The sequence below is a fragment of the Paraburkholderia sediminicola genome, assembly GCF_902859805.1.
GTDB lineage: Bacteria > Pseudomonadota > Gammaproteobacteria > Burkholderiales > Burkholderiaceae > Paraburkholderia > Paraburkholderia sediminicola.
On record NZ_CADIKC010000001.1, the window covers coordinates 1,599,853 to 1,614,610 of the forward strand.

General features: G+C 61.8%; 16 protein-coding genes. 13 read left to right on the plus strand and 3 right to left on the minus strand.

Features of this window, described 5'->3' with window-relative positions:
• Positions 1–13: 13 nt before the first annotated feature.
• The 5 genes from R8871_RS07180 to R8871_RS07200 all read left to right on the plus strand — a co-directional run bounded on the left by R8871_RS07180 (position 14) and on the right by R8871_RS07200 (position 5,129).
• Positions 14–1,330 carry a UxaA family hydrolase gene (locus R8871_RS07180; protein WP_175049687.1) on the plus strand — a complete coding sequence of 439 codons (1,317 nt, stop codon included), beginning with the start codon at positions 14–16 and terminating at the stop codon, positions 1,328–1,330.
• A gap of 223 nt (positions 1,331–1,553) precedes the next feature.
• Complete coding sequence (locus tag R8871_RS07185) at positions 1,554–2,594, plus strand: aldo/keto reductase (RefSeq protein WP_175049688.1); 1,041 nt, start codon at positions 1,554–1,556, stop codon at positions 2,592–2,594.
• A 7-nt stretch (positions 2,595–2,601) separates the two neighbouring features.
• Positions 2,602–3,432: an amidohydrolase family protein gene (locus tag R8871_RS07190; protein ID WP_175050029.1), complete on the plus strand. Its 831-nt coding sequence runs from the start codon at positions 2,602–2,604 to the stop codon at positions 3,430–3,432.
• A gap of 42 nt (positions 3,433–3,474) precedes the next feature.
• Positions 3,475–4,218, plus strand: a complete 744-nt coding sequence (locus R8871_RS07195; protein ID WP_175049689.1) for an SDR family oxidoreductase — start codon at positions 3,475–3,477, stop codon at positions 4,216–4,218.
• Positions 4,219–4,280: 62 nt separating this feature from the next.
• Positions 4,281–5,129 (plus strand): ureidoglycolate lyase, encoded by an 849-nt coding sequence (locus R8871_RS07200; RefSeq protein ID WP_175049690.1) that lies wholly within the window; start codon positions 4,281–4,283, stop codon positions 5,127–5,129.
• 163 nt (positions 5,130–5,292) lie between these two features.
• Here R8871_RS07200 and R8871_RS07205 read toward each other — a convergent pair whose 3' ends face one another.
• Positions 5,293–5,727, minus strand: a complete 435-nt coding sequence (locus R8871_RS07205) for a PaaI family thioesterase (RefSeq protein ID WP_054034920.1) — start codon at positions 5,725–5,727, stop codon at positions 5,293–5,295.
• A gap of 267 nt (positions 5,728–5,994) precedes the next feature.
• On the opposite strand from R8871_RS07205, the gene R8871_RS07210 reads away from it, so the two are divergent.
• Complete coding sequence (locus R8871_RS07210) at positions 5,995–7,617, plus strand: methyl-accepting chemotaxis protein (protein WP_175049691.1); 1,623 nt, start codon at positions 5,995–5,997, stop codon at positions 7,615–7,617.
• A gap of 112 nt (positions 7,618–7,729) precedes the next feature.
• Here the strand turns inward: R8871_RS07210 and R8871_RS07215 are convergent, their stop codons facing one another.
• Positions 7,730–7,933: a cold-shock protein gene (locus tag R8871_RS07215; RefSeq protein WP_007178724.1), complete on the minus strand. Its 204-nt coding sequence runs from the start codon at positions 7,931–7,933 to the stop codon at positions 7,730–7,732.
• A 218-nt stretch (positions 7,934–8,151) separates the two neighbouring features.
• Between R8871_RS07215 and R8871_RS07220 the strand changes: the two genes are divergently transcribed.
• Positions 8,152–8,427: a hypothetical protein gene (locus R8871_RS07220; protein WP_054034765.1), complete on the plus strand. Its 276-nt coding sequence runs from the start codon at positions 8,152–8,154 to the stop codon at positions 8,425–8,427.
• 54 nt (positions 8,428–8,481) lie between these two features.
• On the opposite strand, the gene R8871_RS07225 is transcribed toward R8871_RS07220, so the two are convergent.
• Entirely contained in the window at positions 8,482–9,591 is a 1,110-nt protein-coding gene (locus R8871_RS07225) for an AGE family epimerase/isomerase (RefSeq protein WP_175050030.1), read from the minus strand.
• Positions 9,592–9,848: 257 nt separating this feature from the next.
• On the opposite strand from R8871_RS07225, the gene R8871_RS07230 reads away from it, so the two are divergent.
• The 6 genes from R8871_RS07230 to R8871_RS07255 all read left to right on the plus strand — a co-directional run bounded on the left by R8871_RS07230 (position 9,849) and on the right by R8871_RS07255 (position 14,739).
• Positions 9,849–10,535 (plus strand): MgtC/SapB family protein, encoded by a 687-nt coding sequence (locus R8871_RS07230; RefSeq protein WP_175049692.1) that lies wholly within the window; start codon positions 9,849–9,851, stop codon positions 10,533–10,535.
• Between the two features lie 132 nt (positions 10,536–10,667).
• Complete coding sequence (locus R8871_RS07235; protein ID WP_175049693.1) at positions 10,668–12,032, plus strand: hypothetical protein; 1,365 nt, start codon at positions 10,668–10,670, stop codon at positions 12,030–12,032.
• Positions 12,033–12,276: 244 nt separating this feature from the next.
• Positions 12,277–12,585: a hypothetical protein gene (locus R8871_RS07240; RefSeq protein WP_175049694.1), complete on the plus strand. Its 309-nt coding sequence runs from the start codon at positions 12,277–12,279 to the stop codon at positions 12,583–12,585.
• 192 nt (positions 12,586–12,777) lie between these two features.
• Complete coding sequence (locus R8871_RS07245; protein WP_166618131.1) at positions 12,778–12,936, plus strand: hypothetical protein; 159 nt, start codon at positions 12,778–12,780, stop codon at positions 12,934–12,936.
• Positions 12,937–13,373: 437 nt separating this feature from the next.
• Positions 13,374–13,676: a hypothetical protein gene (locus R8871_RS07250; RefSeq protein ID WP_175049695.1), complete on the plus strand. Its 303-nt coding sequence runs from the start codon at positions 13,374–13,376 to the stop codon at positions 13,674–13,676.
• 109 nt (positions 13,677–13,785) lie between these two features.
• Positions 13,786–14,739 (plus strand): 3-hydroxyacyl-CoA dehydrogenase family protein, encoded by a 954-nt coding sequence (locus R8871_RS07255; protein WP_175049696.1) that lies wholly within the window; start codon positions 13,786–13,788, stop codon positions 14,737–14,739.
• Positions 14,740–14,758 lie beyond the last annotated feature (19 nt).

A 14,758-nucleotide genomic window follows, 5' to 3' on the forward strand; every position in this document is an offset into this window, starting at 1 on the left:
CGCTGGAATGATCATGACTGACACTTCCGTAGCATCCGCCGCCGGGCAGCATCAGCCCTTGTTGCAGGGCTATCCGCGCAAGGATGGCCGCAAGGGCATCCGCAATGTGGTTGCGGTGGCGTATCTGGTCGAGTGCGCGCATCACGTCGCGCGCGAGATCGTCACGCAGTTCCGCGAACCGCTCGATGCGTTCGACGATCCTTCAGCCGAACGCGAGCCGCCTGTGCATCTGATCGGCTTTCCCGGTTGCTATCCGAATGGGTACGCCGAAAAGATGCTCGAGCGCCTCACCACGCATCCCAATGTAGGCGCGGTGCTGTTCGTGTCGCTCGGGTGTGAGAGCATGAACAAGCATTACCTCGTGGACGTAGTGCGCGCGAGCGGCCGTCCCGTCGAAGTCCTGACGATCCAGGAAAAAGGCGGCACACGCAGTACGATTCAATACGGCGTCGACTGGATTCGCGACGCACGCAAGCAACTTGCCGCGCAGCAGAAAGTGCCGATGGCACTGAGCGAACTGGTAATCGGCACGATTTGCGGCGGCTCGGACGGAACCAGCGGCATCACCGCAAACCCGGCCGTGGGCCGTGCGTTCGATCACCTGATCGACGCGGGCGCGACCTGCATCTTCGAAGAAACCGGCGAGCTGGTGGGCTGCGAGTTTCATATGAAAACGCGTGCTGCGAGGCCGGAACTCGGGGAGGAAATTGTTGCGTGTGTTGCGAAGGCGGCGCGCTACTACTCGATCCTTGGGCATGGCAGTTTTGCGGTTGGCAATGCGGACGGTGGCCTCACCACGCAGGAAGAGAAATCGTTGGGCGCGTATGCGAAAAGCGGCGCGTCGCCGATTGTCGGGATTATCAAACCCGGAGACGTTCCGCCGACCGGTGGCCTCTATCTTCTCGATGTCGTACCTGACGGCGAACCGCGTTTCGGTTTTCCGAACATCAGCGACAACGCGGAAATCGGCGAACTGATCGCATGCGGCGCGCATGTGATTCTGTTCACGACCGGACGCGGATCGGTGGTCGGCTCGGCGATTTCGCCGGTCATCAAGGTGTGCGCGAATCCTGCGACCTACCGTAATCTCGCCGGCGATATGGACGTCGATGCAGGGCGCATTCTCGAAGGCCGCGGCACACTCGACGACGTTGGCCGCGAAGTATTCGAGCAAACGGTGGCGGTGTCGCTCGGTGCGGCGTCGAAATCGGAAATGCTCGGTCATCAGGAATTCATCCTGACGTACAAGACTTTCGAACCAGTGGGCCCGGCCTGTTTGCCGTCGAGCGCTGCACCGCCGCATCGGGTTGTGACGATCGAACCGCACTGAGCGGTCCATTTGTAACGAGTCCGAGGCCATGCAGCGGGCAAACATCGTCGGCGCGTGCTAAAACATAAACGGGATCGGAGTAAGAGCTTTGCATGGGGCCGGAATAAGCGCTAAAGCGCTAACTCCGGCCGACAGCTGAAGCGCCAACTCTGGTCGACAGCTTTGCATGGGACCAGAGTAAGCGCTAAAGCGCTAACTCTGGTCGACAGAGGAGACGTGGTCCATGGCGGCAAATGTCGGTTCGAAGATCGAACAGCGGCGCAACGTCGGCCGTCGTGCGTTGCAGGTGAGCGGATTGGGGCTCGGTACGGCGCCGTTGGCCGGCCTCTACCGCGATTTGTCCGAAGAGGAAGCACACGCGACCATCGCGGCCGCGTGGGACGCCGGCGTACGCTACTTCGATACTGCGCCGCATTACGGCCACACCAAAGCTGAGCATCGGCTTGGCGACGCGTTGCGCCGCTATCCACGCGGCGAATACGTGCTCTCAACCAAAGTCGGGCGCCGCTTCGTACCGCGCACCACGCCCTACGACGGCAGCGAAGGTTGGCAAGACCCGCTGCCGTTCCAGGCGATTTTCGACTACACACACGACGGCATTCTGCGTTCATTCGAAGACAGCCAGCAGCGTCTCGGCATGATCGATATCGACATTCTGCTGGTGCACGACATCGGCGTGGTCACGCATGGCGACAAGAACCCTCATTATTGGCGGCAATTGACTGAAGGCGGCGGCTTTCGCGCGCTCGATGATCTGCGCTCCTCGGGCGCGGTCAAGGCGGTCGGGCTCGGCGTCAACGAAGGCGCGGCAATACTCAACGTGATGGCCGAATTCGATATCGATTGCGCGTTGCTCGCGGGCCGTTATACGCTGCTCGAGCAGACCACGCTCGACGACCTGCTTCCAGCATGCGAACAACGCGGCGTCAGCATTCTGTTAGGCGGCGCGTTTAATTCAGGCATTCTGGCGCGCGGTGTCGCGGGCGATCTGAAATTCAATTACGGCGACGCGCCGAGCGAAATTATCGAACGCGTCGCGCGGCTGGAAGCGGTGTGCTGGGTGCATGGCGTGCCGCTTGCCGCCGCAGCTTTGCAGTTTCCGTATGCGCATCCGGCGGTCGCAACTGTGTTGACCGGCGCGCGCAGTGCCGACGAACTGCGCGAGAACGCCGCGTCGTTCGAGCAGCCTATCCCCGCGGAACTGTGGTCCGCGTTGCGTGACAAAGGCTTGCTCGACAGCCGCGCGCCCGCGCCGGAGGATTGATTTGACGATACGTATCGACGCCCACCAGCACTTCTGGGACCCCGCTCGTGGTGACTACGAGTGGCTCACGCCGGAACTGAAAATCCTGTACCGGCTGTTCGGTCCCGACGATCTCAAGCCACTGCGAGAAGCAGCGGGCGTCGAAAGGACGGTGGTGGTCCAGGCAGCGCCGACTATCGATGAAACGCGCTACTTGCTGGACATCGCGCGGCATGAGCCATCGATTGCCGGTGTAGTCGGCTGGGTGCCGTTGCTGTTACCCACGGCGCCGGCCGTGATTGGAGCGCTGGCGCATGAACCGAAGTTCAAAGGCGTGCGGCCGATGCTGCAGGATCTGCCCGACGATACGTGGATTGCGAATCCCGATCTCGCGCCCGCAATCGAAGCACTGATCGAGCACGACCTCGCGTTCGACGCGTTGATTTACGCACGGCACGTCGAGCCTTTCGAAACCTTCGCGAAGCGTTTCCCCGAACTGCGCATCGTTGTCGATCACGGCGCGAAGCCGCCGATCCGCTACGGTCGCGCGGGTTGGCAAACATGGGCCGACGCAATCACGCGGCTCGCGCAGTTACCGCAAGTGCATTGCAAGCTGTCGGGACTCGTCACCGAAGCGTCGCCTGGCTGGAGCGAAGAAACGCTTCATCCGTATGTCGAGCATCTGCTGACGTCATTCGGCCCCTCGCGTTTGATGTGGGGCAGCGATTGGCCGGTGCTCGATCTGAACGGCGACTATCAGGTCTGGCACTCGATGGCGAACACCTTGCTCGCGTCCTTGAGCGACGCCGAGCGTGACGCGGTTTTCGGCGGCAACGCCGCTGCGTTTTATCGACTGTGATGTGACGAAGACAAGAGAAAGCCCATTCAACTGGAGTCGTAGATGACACAAAGACTGGCCGGCAAGACGGCCCTGATCACCGCCGCAGGACAAGGTATCGGTCTCGCCACCGCGGAAATGTTCGCGCGCGAAGGCGCGCGCGTGATCGCCACCGATATCCGTATTGACGGACTCGCCGGCAAGCCTGTCGAAGCGCGCAAGCTCGACGTGCGAGACAACGCGGCGATCCAAGCGCTGGCCGCCGAGCTCGGCCCGATCGACGTGCTGTTCAACTGCGCGGGCTTCGTGCACGCCGGCTCGATTCTCGAATGCAGCGAAGAAGATTGGGACTTCGCCTTCGATCTGAACGCGAAGGCGATGTACCGTATGATCCGCGCGTTTTTGCCGGCGATGCTGGAGAAGGGCGGCGGCTCGATCATCAATATGTCGTCGGCGGCCTCGAGCGTGAAGGGCGTGCCGAACCGCTTTGCGTACAGCGCGTCGAAAGCCGCGGTGATCGGGCTGACCAAGTCCGTCGCTGCAGATTTCATCACACGTGGTGTACGCTGTAACGCGATCTGCCCGGGCACGGTGCATTCGCCGTCGCTCGAACAGCGGATCGTTGAGCAGGCCAAGGCGCAGGGCGCGACGCTCGACGCCGTGCAGGCGGCTTTTGTGGCGCGTCAACCGATGGGCCGCATTGGCAAGCCGGAAGAGATCGCCGCATTGGCGCTGTATCTCGCGTCCGACGAATCGTCGTTCACCACTGGCCACGCGCATGTGATCGACGGCGGCTGGTCGAACTGACGCGGTCCGATCAACGCTGAAACACGAACCGAATACCACTGAACGGAAAGGGAAGTGCAACGATGAAACTGCTTCGTTATGGGCCGAAAGGCCAGGAAAAGCCGGGCCTGCTCGACGCGCAAGGCAAGATTCGCGATCTGTCGAAGGTGGTTGGCGATATCGACGGCGCCGCGCTGAGCGACGAAAGTCTCGCCAAACTGCGTGCGCTCGATCCGGCTTCGCTGCCGTTGGTCGAGGGCAATCCGCGCATGGGACCGTGCGTCGGCACGATCGGCAAGTTCATCTGCATCGGGCTCAACTATGCGGACCACGCGGCTGAATCGAATCTGCCGGTGCCGGCGGAGCCGGTGATTTTCAACAAGTGGACGAGCGCGATCAGCGGCCCGAACGACGACGTCGAAATTCCGCGCGGCTCGAAGAAGACCGACTGGGAAGTCGAACTCGGCGTGGTGATCGGCAAGCCGGCGAAATATATCGACGAAGCCAACGCGCTCGACTACGTCGCCGGTTACTGCGTGATTAACGACGTGTCGGAACGCGAATGGCAGATCGAACGCGGCGGCACGTGGGACAAGGGCAAGGGCTTCGATACCTTCGGTCCGATCGGCCCGTGGGTTGTGACGCGCGACGAAGTCGCCGATCCGCAGAACCTGAGCTTGTGGCTCGAAGTGGATGGCCACCGCTATCAGAACGGCAGCACGAAGACGATGGTTTTCGGCGTCGCCAAGCTGGTGTCGTATGTGTCGCAGTGCATGAGCCTGCAACCGGGCGATGTGATTTCGACCGGCACGCCGCCGGGCGTCGGCATGGGCGTGAAGCCGAACCCGGTGTACCTGAAGCCGGGCCAGACGATCCGTCTCGGTATTGAAGGTCTCGGCGAGCAGACGCAGAAGACTTACGCGGCGGAATAAGTGGTGGAACAAGCGGTGCAATAGAAGGCGCAGTAAGCCGCGCAATCGACACCGTTGATTCAGAATGAAAAACCGCGCCTGCTTCACAGCAGGCGCGGTTTTTTTATGTACCCCGGAGCGAGCCGTATGACTCGCCCATCCCATCTCAAGCGCACCGTTCCGATCAACCCGCCGGTTCGTGCTCGCCGTTTTCGCTGATGCGATTGATCGTGCCTTGCGCAACGGCGACGAGTTTCTCGCGTTGCCCGTCCATCACGTACACGTTGCACTGGCAGGTCGCCTGATGCCGCCCTGCGTAGACCACCTTCGCCCGCGCGATCAGCGTGCCGTTCATCACCGGCCGCAGATAGTTGATCTTGTACTCGCCGGTCACGACCTTCGGCCCCAGCGACAGCGCGCCGGCGAACGTCAGCGCATTGTCGGCGAGATAACTGATGACACCGCCATGCACGAAGCCATGTTGTTGCCGCAACTCGTCGCGGATCGGCAGACACAGCGTCAGTTCGTTGGTGCCGGTGTGCATCAGTTCGGTGCCTAGCAGCATGCTGAACGGCTGGGCATGCAGTGCGCCGCGCGCCCGGTCGAGGATGTCGGTCATCGTGAGTCCTTCGGGCGTGGCCCGCAGTGGCATCTGCACCGGCGTCCATTGTGCAGTCCCTACCCACTCTAGGAAGCGCTGACGCATCGCGTCAAGGTGAATCCAAAATATCTGCGGGGCATTGTTGCGAAAAATGACGGGAATGGCGAAGTTGGCCGATGAAACGGGGACGTAAGACGATTTTTGACGACATTGATCTCAAGCAAAGTTTGGCGTTGCCGTTAACCCTGACGTAGCTCCCGTCATTCTTTGCTTTAGGTGTTCACGATGTTCAGCAAGATCAAGGTCGCATCCGGCCTGTTGTGTGTTCTGGCCGCGTTCTGCGTTTTCCAGCTTGTCACGGTGGGATTGGGGTTCTGGTCGCTCACGCGCACGCATGACGACGTGGGCGATCTGTCGAATGTCGCCTTGAAGCAGGTCGACGCGGTCAATGAAACGACCCAGCGTTTGATGGATGCGCGCATCAACCTGTCGCGCGCCGGTACGCGCATGGTGCGCGGCGGCGCCGAGCCGTCCGATATCGTGCAGCATGCCCGCGAACAGCTGACGGCGGCCGACCAGTCGTTCGGCGCGTTCATGAGCGCGCAGAAGACCAGCGACGAAAACAGCACCCGCGCTGCCGCGCTCGCCGAGCGCTACAAAAAGCTCCACGACGCGCTCGCGGAACTGGTGCAGTTTCTCGATGCGAACAACATTCAGGCCTTCCTCGACCAGCCGACTCAAGGCTTCCAGGATGCCTATCTCGCCGAGTCGCACAACTTCGTGCAATTCGGCGCTGCTGCTAGCCAGGCATCGATTGATTCGATCGACGCCCGCATGGCGACGTTCCGAGCCGTCAGCATCGCGATCCTGTTGGTATTGGTGTTGGGCACATTCGGCGTGTACGCGGCGCTGCGTAAGGGCGTGGTGGCGCCGCTGGAAGAAGCCGGCCGTCACTTCGACCGCATCGCGCAAGGGCGTCTCGACCAGCCGATCGCTTCGCGCGGCACCAATGAGATCGGCCGCCTGTTCTCGGGCCTCGCGAAAATGCAGGCGAGTGTGGCGCGCACCGTGCAAACCGTGCGCGAATCTGCCGACTCGATTCACCTCGGCGCCGATGAAATCGCCACCGGTAACGCCGATCTGTCGGCACGCACGGAAAACCAGGCGGCATCACTCGAAGAAACCGCGTCGAGCATGGAGGAGCTGACCGCCACGGTGCGCCAGAACGCCGATCACGCCCGTGAGGCCAATGCGCTCGCCGAAACCGCGCTCGAGGCGACCTCGCGCGGCAGCGAGGTAGTCAACGAGGTGGTCGACAAGATGCGCGGCATCGCCCAAAGCTCGGACAAGATCGCCGAGATCATTTCGGTGATCGACGGCATCGCGTTCCAGACCAATATCCTCGCGCTGAACGCGGCCGTCGAAGCGGCGCGTGCGGGCGAACAGGGCCGTGGTTTCGCCGTGGTAGCGGGCGAGGTACGCGGGCTTGCCCAGCGCAGCGCGCAGTCGGCGAAGGAAATCAAAACGCTGATCAGCGAATCGGTCGCCGAGATTCAGGGCGGTTCGGCGCTGGTCGAGCATGCCGGTGAGGCGATGAGCAACGTTTCCGCGTCGATCTCGCGGGTCACGCAGATGATGGCGGAGATCAGCGCGTCGTCGCTCGAACAGAGCACGGGCATCGAGCAGGTCAACCAGGCGGTGGTGCAGATGGACGAGATGACGCAGCAGAACGCGGCGCTCGTCGAGGAAGCCGCCGCAGCGGCAGCATCGCTGCATCAGCAGACGCAGCAATTGAAGGACGCTGTTTCCGTGTTCGAAATTTCTGAAACTGTGTTGCGAATGCAACAAATGGACGACCTGCGCGGGCAAACGGCGGCGTTTGCGCTGTCAGGAATGCGGGCGATCTAGACCGCGAACGTGCCCAAAAAGAGGGCATCTACAATAGAAAATGGCCCGCCAAAGCGGGCCATTTTGCATTAGACGCAAGCGCCTAAGGGTGCCTCAACGTACCTGAAGGTACTTAGGCCGGCTGGATGTTCGCAGCTTGCTTGCCCTTCGGGCCTTGCTTGACTTCGAACGTCACTTTCTGGTTTTCCTGCAGGGACTTGAAGCCGCTGCCTTGAACTTCCGAAAAGTGTGCAAACAGGTCTTCGCCGCCGTCGTCCGGGGTGATGAAGCCAAAGCCCTTTGCATCGTTAAACCACTTCACAGTACCTGTTGCCATTTTTAATCCAGTAAATGTTGTGTGTTGCATTCGCGACCGCTATTTCTCAACACGAGATCGAGCGCGAAGTACGAGTTGTATCACGTCTTTATGATGGACGCCAATCAACAAGTATTCGGGTATTCCCCTGATTGGACCCTTTTGAGGTCCGGAAACCATTTTCCAGGGGGCCCCAGCCGGTAGGGTAAACTGCTTGTATTACTCTTCCAGGAAAAACATTGACACATTATTTGCAAGATGAACTTACCTCATTCTGGAGTCGTTTGACCCCCTATCTCGCGATATTGGAGTCGAAATCACCTCAAGAAGGCGCCCCGGATCCGGTCGGCCGAATCACGGTCGATACCGAAGAGCACCAGGCTTTCGCCCTTCACACCACCGATAAAAAGCCGCACGGCGACACATCGGATACCCCCACCGGACACAGCGCGACCTACACGCGATTCAAAACTGCCGACGCCGATTGGGGACCCTGGCAACGCGAAGAATATTGATTGACCGGTCAGTCGGCTTTTGACGCCGATGTACGGAAAGACGGCAGCCGGCGCTTAGCCCGGCAAGGCGTCATAGGCGGTCGCGAGGTGATAGGGGGTGGTCGACGGCATGTCGGCGCGCACCACGTCACCGGCGGCCGTTTTGCATTCGAACCAGCCTTGCGGGCGCAGAAAGCGTTGCTGGAAGAGTTCGATTTGCCGCGGCAGCGCGGCGTGCGCAGCGGGGTCGTCATGGCTTGCCAGTGCGCGCAGATACTCGGTTTGCGCCCAGATCCGCTGGGTGGCGTCCTTGATTCGTCCGGTTTCGTCGAGCGAGGCGCACACGCCGCCCGTTTGCGGGTCCACGCCATATTGCTGCGCGAAGCTGAACGCGCGCGTCAGCGATTCGTTGAGACCTGAGGCTTCGAACAACGCGCCCGCCTGCTTGACCAGCCAGAACCATTCGAACTGGTGGCCCGGTTCCAGACGGTTGTCGTCCGCGCCAATCGGCAATTCGGCGACGCAACCGGTCGGCGCATGCACGAAGTGATGCGCGATGGCGCCGGCAAGACGGCCCAACGCGGCGTCGAAGGCGTTATCGCGGGTGACTTCACGGGCGGCCAGCCACGCTTCGGTGAGATGCATCAGCGGATTCTGGATCGGCGTGCCGGTCACGCCGGCGAAGTCCGCGGTGAGTGCGGCGTTGAACAGATCGCCATCGGCCGCGAAGTGCGACTGGACCAGTGCCGACGTGCGATGCACGACTTCCAGCGCGTCGCGGTTGCCGGAACGGCCGGCATATTCAGCACAGGCGAACACGACGAACGCGTGCGTGTATAGGTCTTTGGTCGTGTCGAGCGGCGCGCCTTGCGCATCCACGCTATAGAACCATCCGCCGTGGCGCGTGTCCCGAAAGGTGTGCATCAGCGAATCGAACAACACCTGGGCATGCGCTGCATCGCCTGCTTGCGAGAACACGAACAATTGTCGCGCGCACGCCATTGCCCGGTAACGCTCCGCGGGCAACGGTTCAGGGCCCTCGGCGCTGACCGCTTCGTAGGGCAGCTTCAGCACGGGGTTGAAACCGGGCCCGCGCCACAGCGGCAGGACCACGTGAGTGAAATGGTTACGCAGTGTGGCGGCGAGAGTAATCGTCGAAGCGGGAGAAGAGGTCGTGCTCTGCATGGTTCGGTTGGTCAAACGGGTCATTCGAAGCGACTGCGGAATTGGGCTCTCGTCGCGACGAGGTTGTTGTCGATCGTGTTGCGCAGGTAATTGCGGATACTCATTGACCTGCAACGGGACGGTTCGGAAACAGCATGACGACCGTCCTGGCAACCCGCGCAGCGGCGTGCGGCCAAGCTTAAAGCAAACGGCAGTTGTTGACACTCCATCGCGGGCGCGGGACACGCTTCAAATAATTTCAGATAAGGAGGAAAACAATGTTGGGGAACCTCGAACTCATTTCCCGTCTGATGCTGGCCGCTGCGCTCGGCAGCGTCATCGGCTTCGAGCGCGAACGGCTGTCATGGGCCGCGGGCTTGCGCACGCATATGCTGGTCTGTGTCGGTTCGACGCTCATCATGATTGTGTCGGCCTATGGTTTTGCCGAAGTCCTGTCGGGCGATCACGTCGTGCTCGATCCGTCGCGGATGGCCGCGCAGGTGGTCTCCGGCATCGGCTTTCTCGGCGCCGGTTCGATCCTGCTGCGCGGCGAAATCGTGCGCGGGCTGACGACGGCGGCCAGCCTCTGGTCGGTCGCGGCGATCGGGCTGGCGGTCGGCGGTGGGTTGTACACCGCGTCGATCGCCGCCACCATCATCATTCTGATCATCCTCGCCGGGATCAAGCCGCTCGAGCGCCGCTTCATCACGGTGAAGCAACGCCGACAACTGACGATGATCGTCGAGCGCGGAGCTATGACATTCCATTCGCTGCACGACGAACTCGGCGCCGCCAGCCCGCGCGTCAAGCAATTCGTGATGCAGCAAAGCGATGACGCGCCGGAGTGCGACGAAGTCATGATCACGTTGCACCGCGTGTCGAATACCGAATATGAGGCGATCTGCGCGCGCTTGCGTCAGTTGCACGGCGTGAAGCAGTTCCGGCAGGACGAGGCGTCGTCTTAAAAACGGAAAAACCTCGGCGAATGGCTTCGGCAGGGGCGGGCGGCCATGCGACAATGCGGTCTCGAAAAATTCCAATGGCATTGACGAGCGGTGCTCGGCGCCCGCTTTCCGGCGACGACCGCTTTTTTCTCTATGGCAGATTCCGCAGCATCCACGCAGTCCCGGCCTCAGCGCGCCGCTTCGAAGAAGCGGCGGCAGGCCACCGTCTCGACCGAAACTGAAAACAAGCTGGCGCGCGCCGCGCGCTCGGCACAACGTCTCGCGCAACTGAGCGATGCCTCACGCGACGACAGCACGCTCGACCTGTTCCCCGACGATCCCACGCGCGCCACGCTGGAAGCGATGAATATCGACGTCCGGCAAGGCACGTTGCATGGTTTTGAATTACCCGACGTCGTGCTGGCCGCGGTCGGTGCGATCGACGCCGATGGCATGTCGTCCGAGGCAAGGGCGGCGCGCCGTGCGCCTCGCGCTGCGAAATCCGATGAACAGGTGCCGATGAATGCGCAACTGAGCGGGCTGGAGACGGAGGCCGTGGAGGCCACGGTGTCGCCGGTCGGCGAGTTGGCTTTCGGGGATCTGAAGGCGACGGCCGATGAGAAGCCGGCGGCGTCGGCGCGTGACGCGGTTGCGCCGCTCACGTCTGCGATGGCGGCTGCGACAGTGGCGCGTAGTGTGACCGCGCTGCGCCAGGCTGCTGAGCCGGGTGCAGCGACTGCAGATGCAGCGGTTGCGTCGACCTCGGGCGGTGCCAAACCGCCTATGCCGCCGCAGCGTTTCGCGGCGACTTTTGCCAAGGCGGCGACGGCTTCGAGAGAAGCGGCCGGCGTGGAAGGCGCGAATGCGGGAGCGGAGCGTGCTTCGTCTTCTTCGGAGTCTGGGGACGGGGCTGATTCCGCTGCGGTGGTTGCTGAGCCGACGCCGGCCGCGAAGCCGTCGGGCGATGTGTCGGCATCTGCGCCCGCCTCGGCATCGGCATCCTCCGCGCACGCAAACGCGTCTTTCTCTGCGCCTTCCTTCCGTGAAGCCCAGCGTGCCGAAGCGGCCTCAGCAGCGTTGCGCGCCGCGCCTGAACTCGACCGCGCGCGCGCGACGGCCTTCGCCGATACCGTCGACGCCCTGTACGGCGTGATCGCCGATCAACGCCTCGCCGCGACGGATCATTCGCGCCGCATGAAATGGATGTTGTCGATCGTGGTGGGCGCGTTGCTGATGACAGTCGCGATCGGCATCACGCAGACGGTGCTCCTGATGCGCCTGACGCGTGAAACTACCGCCCAGCAACACCGCATCGAACAGATGATGCAGAACCAGCAGGCCGCCATGGCCAGCTTGCTCGACACGCACATCGCGATGGCCAACGCGGCTGCAGCCAATGTAGCTTCTGACGCAGCCGCAACTGCGGCGCCTCAGCCAGCCGCGGCCACGCCCGCTCACAGCAAACGCGGCGTGCGCGCACAGCACGCGCACAAGCCGAAAGCTGCCAATTCGCACTGATCTTCAGCGACTGCCGCGCCGGCGTTAGCAGGCCGCGGCAGCTCGTTTTGTCGTGTATTCAGCCGAGCGCCTACCTCCGCTCCCAGCTTCCCCAGCCCCACTCTCGTCCCTTGCCTCCCAGGATAGGCGCCGTAAGGAACCACCCGCCGCCAACGTCTCGCAAGCCAAACTTCACGTTTTAAACTCTCGTTGCTGTTGCGAAGCCGGACCGGATACGCCAGCGCATCTTCTGACGGGAGCCACCATGCCGACCAGCACGCACAAATATTCGATCGAGGAACTGCTAGCCGCGCTTCTGCGCGATCAGGGCATCCACGAGGGGCACTGGGCGTTGAACGTTGAGTTTTCGGCGACGGGCGCTTCCGTCAAGCCGCAAGAGAACCCCGCGCGGACCTTGCCGGGGCTGATCGTCTCCGTCAACAGCGCGACGCTGATGCGGGCGGACAGCACGGCGGAGGGTGCCGTCGATGCCGCTGCAGTGAACCCCCGCAAAAACACGACAAGCGCGAAACCCACGCGCAGCAGGAAGCCACAGTCGACCACGCTTCAGTAGACGGACGCTTTTGACCCTGAAATATAAAAAACGGGGACGTTGTCATGGTGCGACGCACCATGGATAAAAACCCTGTGACAACACACCACACCCGAGAAATTGCTGCATTGCACTAGCTTTTGCCTAGGGAAAACCCTATAATTCTTCTTAAGGGAAAACCCTAGCTAATGCAGTAACCAACCGGGAGTCGCCATGAGCTTCATTTTTGCACTGTTCCAAAAGGTCAGCGACCTCTTTGCGTCGCCCCATCTGCCGCTGGATTCGGACTACTCGTACGCAGCACGTAGCCGCGAAGCAGAGCGCATGCGCAAAGCGCAATCCACGTTGTTCGGCATCAAGCTGAGCGACTAATAAAGCAAAGCTGTACGGCCTGAGCGCGGACCATCGCGCATGGGCGCGCACGTCGAGTGCGCCTCGCATCATTGAAGCCACCGCCCGCGAAACGCGCGCTGTGGCTTTTGTTTTTTTGTGCGGTTACCGCCCAATTCCCCGTTTTTCCGAATATTTCCTGGCCGAAATGAATGTAACGGCGCCTCACACGGCACCGTCGTGTCATTCAGTTGATTCACCGCGCATGCGTTGTAGACGGGCGGCGAAGGTCCAAGAGAGTGCCATTCATCAGTCCCTTTCATTGAAATGTGCGCTTACAAGTGCTCACGTCTTCATGCGGTTTGCACCGCTAAAGTTGGTCTCAAGCGTACGGCGTCTGGTCCGAATCCCAAATCGCGGTTCGATGTTGGCCGAACACGGGCGCTGGCTTGATACAAAACTTTGCATGGGAGGTCACTATGAAAACCTTTAACAAGACGTCGCGTTCGATCGTTGCAACCTTGCTGGCGGGCGGCGCGTTGCTCGCAGCCGGCAGTGCTTTCGCTCAGGAACGGGTGGTTGTCGAGAATGGTCCGGGACCGGCGGTTTACGGTCAGCCGCACATGACGCCGGTGGGCGTGTCGATCAACATCGGCTGGCATGGCGATCGTTACTACGACGGCCATCGTTATTGGGCTCATGACGACTGGATGCGCCATCATCCGCACGACTACGATCCGCATCACCACGACGACCGTCGCCCGCCGCCGCCGCGCTACTAATGCGCGCATGACGGCGCCGCGTGACGCGGCGTGAAGTCCGCAAAGCCGGTCCTTCCTCACGGAAGACCGGCTTTGTCGCATTCGGTCTTGGAAAACGGCCTGCTGCGCTATGCTTGAATGCTTTCATCGAAGGCAGCAGGAGAGCGGCGTGGACAAGGCAGTCATAGGCGTAGTGGGCACGGGATTGATGGGCGTCGGCATTGCGACGCAAAGCGCGTTGCATGGACATCGAACGATCGTTCACGACGTCGACCCGGCGCGCCTCGCGAGCGTCGCGCCCAAGGCAGAGGCGGTGCTCGACGAACTGATCGACGCCGGACGCATCGACCAAGCCGCCAAACAGGCAGCCCTCGCGCGCATCGAGACGCATGCGCAACTCGACGTCATGGCGTCGGCGCAATTCGTGATCGAGGCGATTCCCGAGGTGCTCGAACTTAAGCATCGCCTGTATGCGGCGCTGACCGAGTTGATGGCAGACGACGCGATTCTCGCGAGCAACACCAGCGGTTTCCCGCCCGATCAGCTGGTTGCTCCGTTGCGCGCAAAGGAGCGTTTTCTGATCGCGCATTTCTGGAATCCGCCGCACATGATCCCGCTCGTCGAAGTCGTGCCGGGTACCGCGACCTTGCCGGAAGTCACCGAACGAACCACCGCGCTGATGAGCGCGATCGGCATGGAGCCGGTGGTGCTGGCGAAGGCGATTCCGGGTTTTGTCGGCAACCGGCTGCAGTTCGCCGTGCTGCGCGAGGCGTTGAACATTGTGCGCTCGGGAGCGGCGACGCCTGACGTGGTCGATCGGGTCATGAAGGCGTCGCTCGGGCGCCGGTGGGGGATCGTCGGGCCGCTCGAGGGTGCGGACATGGGCGGCCTCGACACCTTCCTCGACATCTCCACGCATCTGATGCCGGAGCTCGCTAAGGACGAAGACGTGCTCGATCTGCTGCGTGCCCAGGTCAATGCGGGCCGTGTTGGCGTACGCAGCGGTGCTGGTTTCTATGAGTGGGACGACGCCCATTTGGCGCGCGTCAAAGCGGGCCGCAAGCAGGTGATTAGTCGCGGTTAATGACGTTGCATGCGCGTAG

Coding starts and splice junctions, on each gene's coding strand:
- R8871_RS07240 (WP_175049694.1), top strand. CDS start 12,277: ATGCCGACCAGCACGCACAAATATTCGATCGAGGAACTGCTAGCCGCG.
- R8871_RS07185 (WP_175049688.1), top strand. CDS start 1,554: ATGGCGGCAAATGTCGGTTCGAAGATCGAACAGCGGCGCAACGTCGGC.
- R8871_RS07195 (WP_175049689.1), top strand. CDS start 3,475: ATGACACAAAGACTGGCCGGCAAGACGGCCCTGATCACCGCCGCAGGA.
- R8871_RS07235 (WP_175049693.1), top strand. CDS start 10,668: ATGGCAGATTCCGCAGCATCCACGCAGTCCCGGCCTCAGCGCGCCGCT.
- R8871_RS07210 (WP_175049691.1), top strand. CDS start 5,995: ATGTTCAGCAAGATCAAGGTCGCATCCGGCCTGTTGTGTGTTCTGGCC.
- R8871_RS07225 (WP_175050030.1), bottom strand. CDS start 9,591: ATGCAGAGCACGACCTCTTCTCCCGCTTCGACGATTACTCTCGCCGCC.
- R8871_RS07215 (WP_007178724.1), bottom strand. CDS start 7,933: ATGGCAACAGGTACTGTGAAGTGGTTTAACGATGCAAAGGGCTTTGGC.
- R8871_RS07255 (WP_175049696.1), top strand. CDS start 13,786: ATGCTTGAATGCTTTCATCGAAGGCAGCAGGAGAGCGGCGTGGACAAG.
- R8871_RS07180 (WP_175049687.1), top strand. CDS start 14: ATGACTGACACTTCCGTAGCATCCGCCGCCGGGCAGCATCAGCCCTTG.
- R8871_RS07230 (WP_175049692.1), top strand. CDS start 9,849: ATGTTGGGGAACCTCGAACTCATTTCCCGTCTGATGCTGGCCGCTGCG.
- R8871_RS07245 (WP_166618131.1), top strand. CDS start 12,778: ATGAGCTTCATTTTTGCACTGTTCCAAAAGGTCAGCGACCTCTTTGCG.
- R8871_RS07205 (WP_054034920.1), bottom strand. CDS start 5,727: ATGACCGACATCCTCGACCGGGCGCGCGGCGCACTGCATGCCCAGCCG.
- R8871_RS07200 (WP_175049690.1), top strand. CDS start 4,281: ATGAAACTGCTTCGTTATGGGCCGAAAGGCCAGGAAAAGCCGGGCCTG.
- R8871_RS07250 (WP_175049695.1), top strand. CDS start 13,374: ATGAAAACCTTTAACAAGACGTCGCGTTCGATCGTTGCAACCTTGCTG.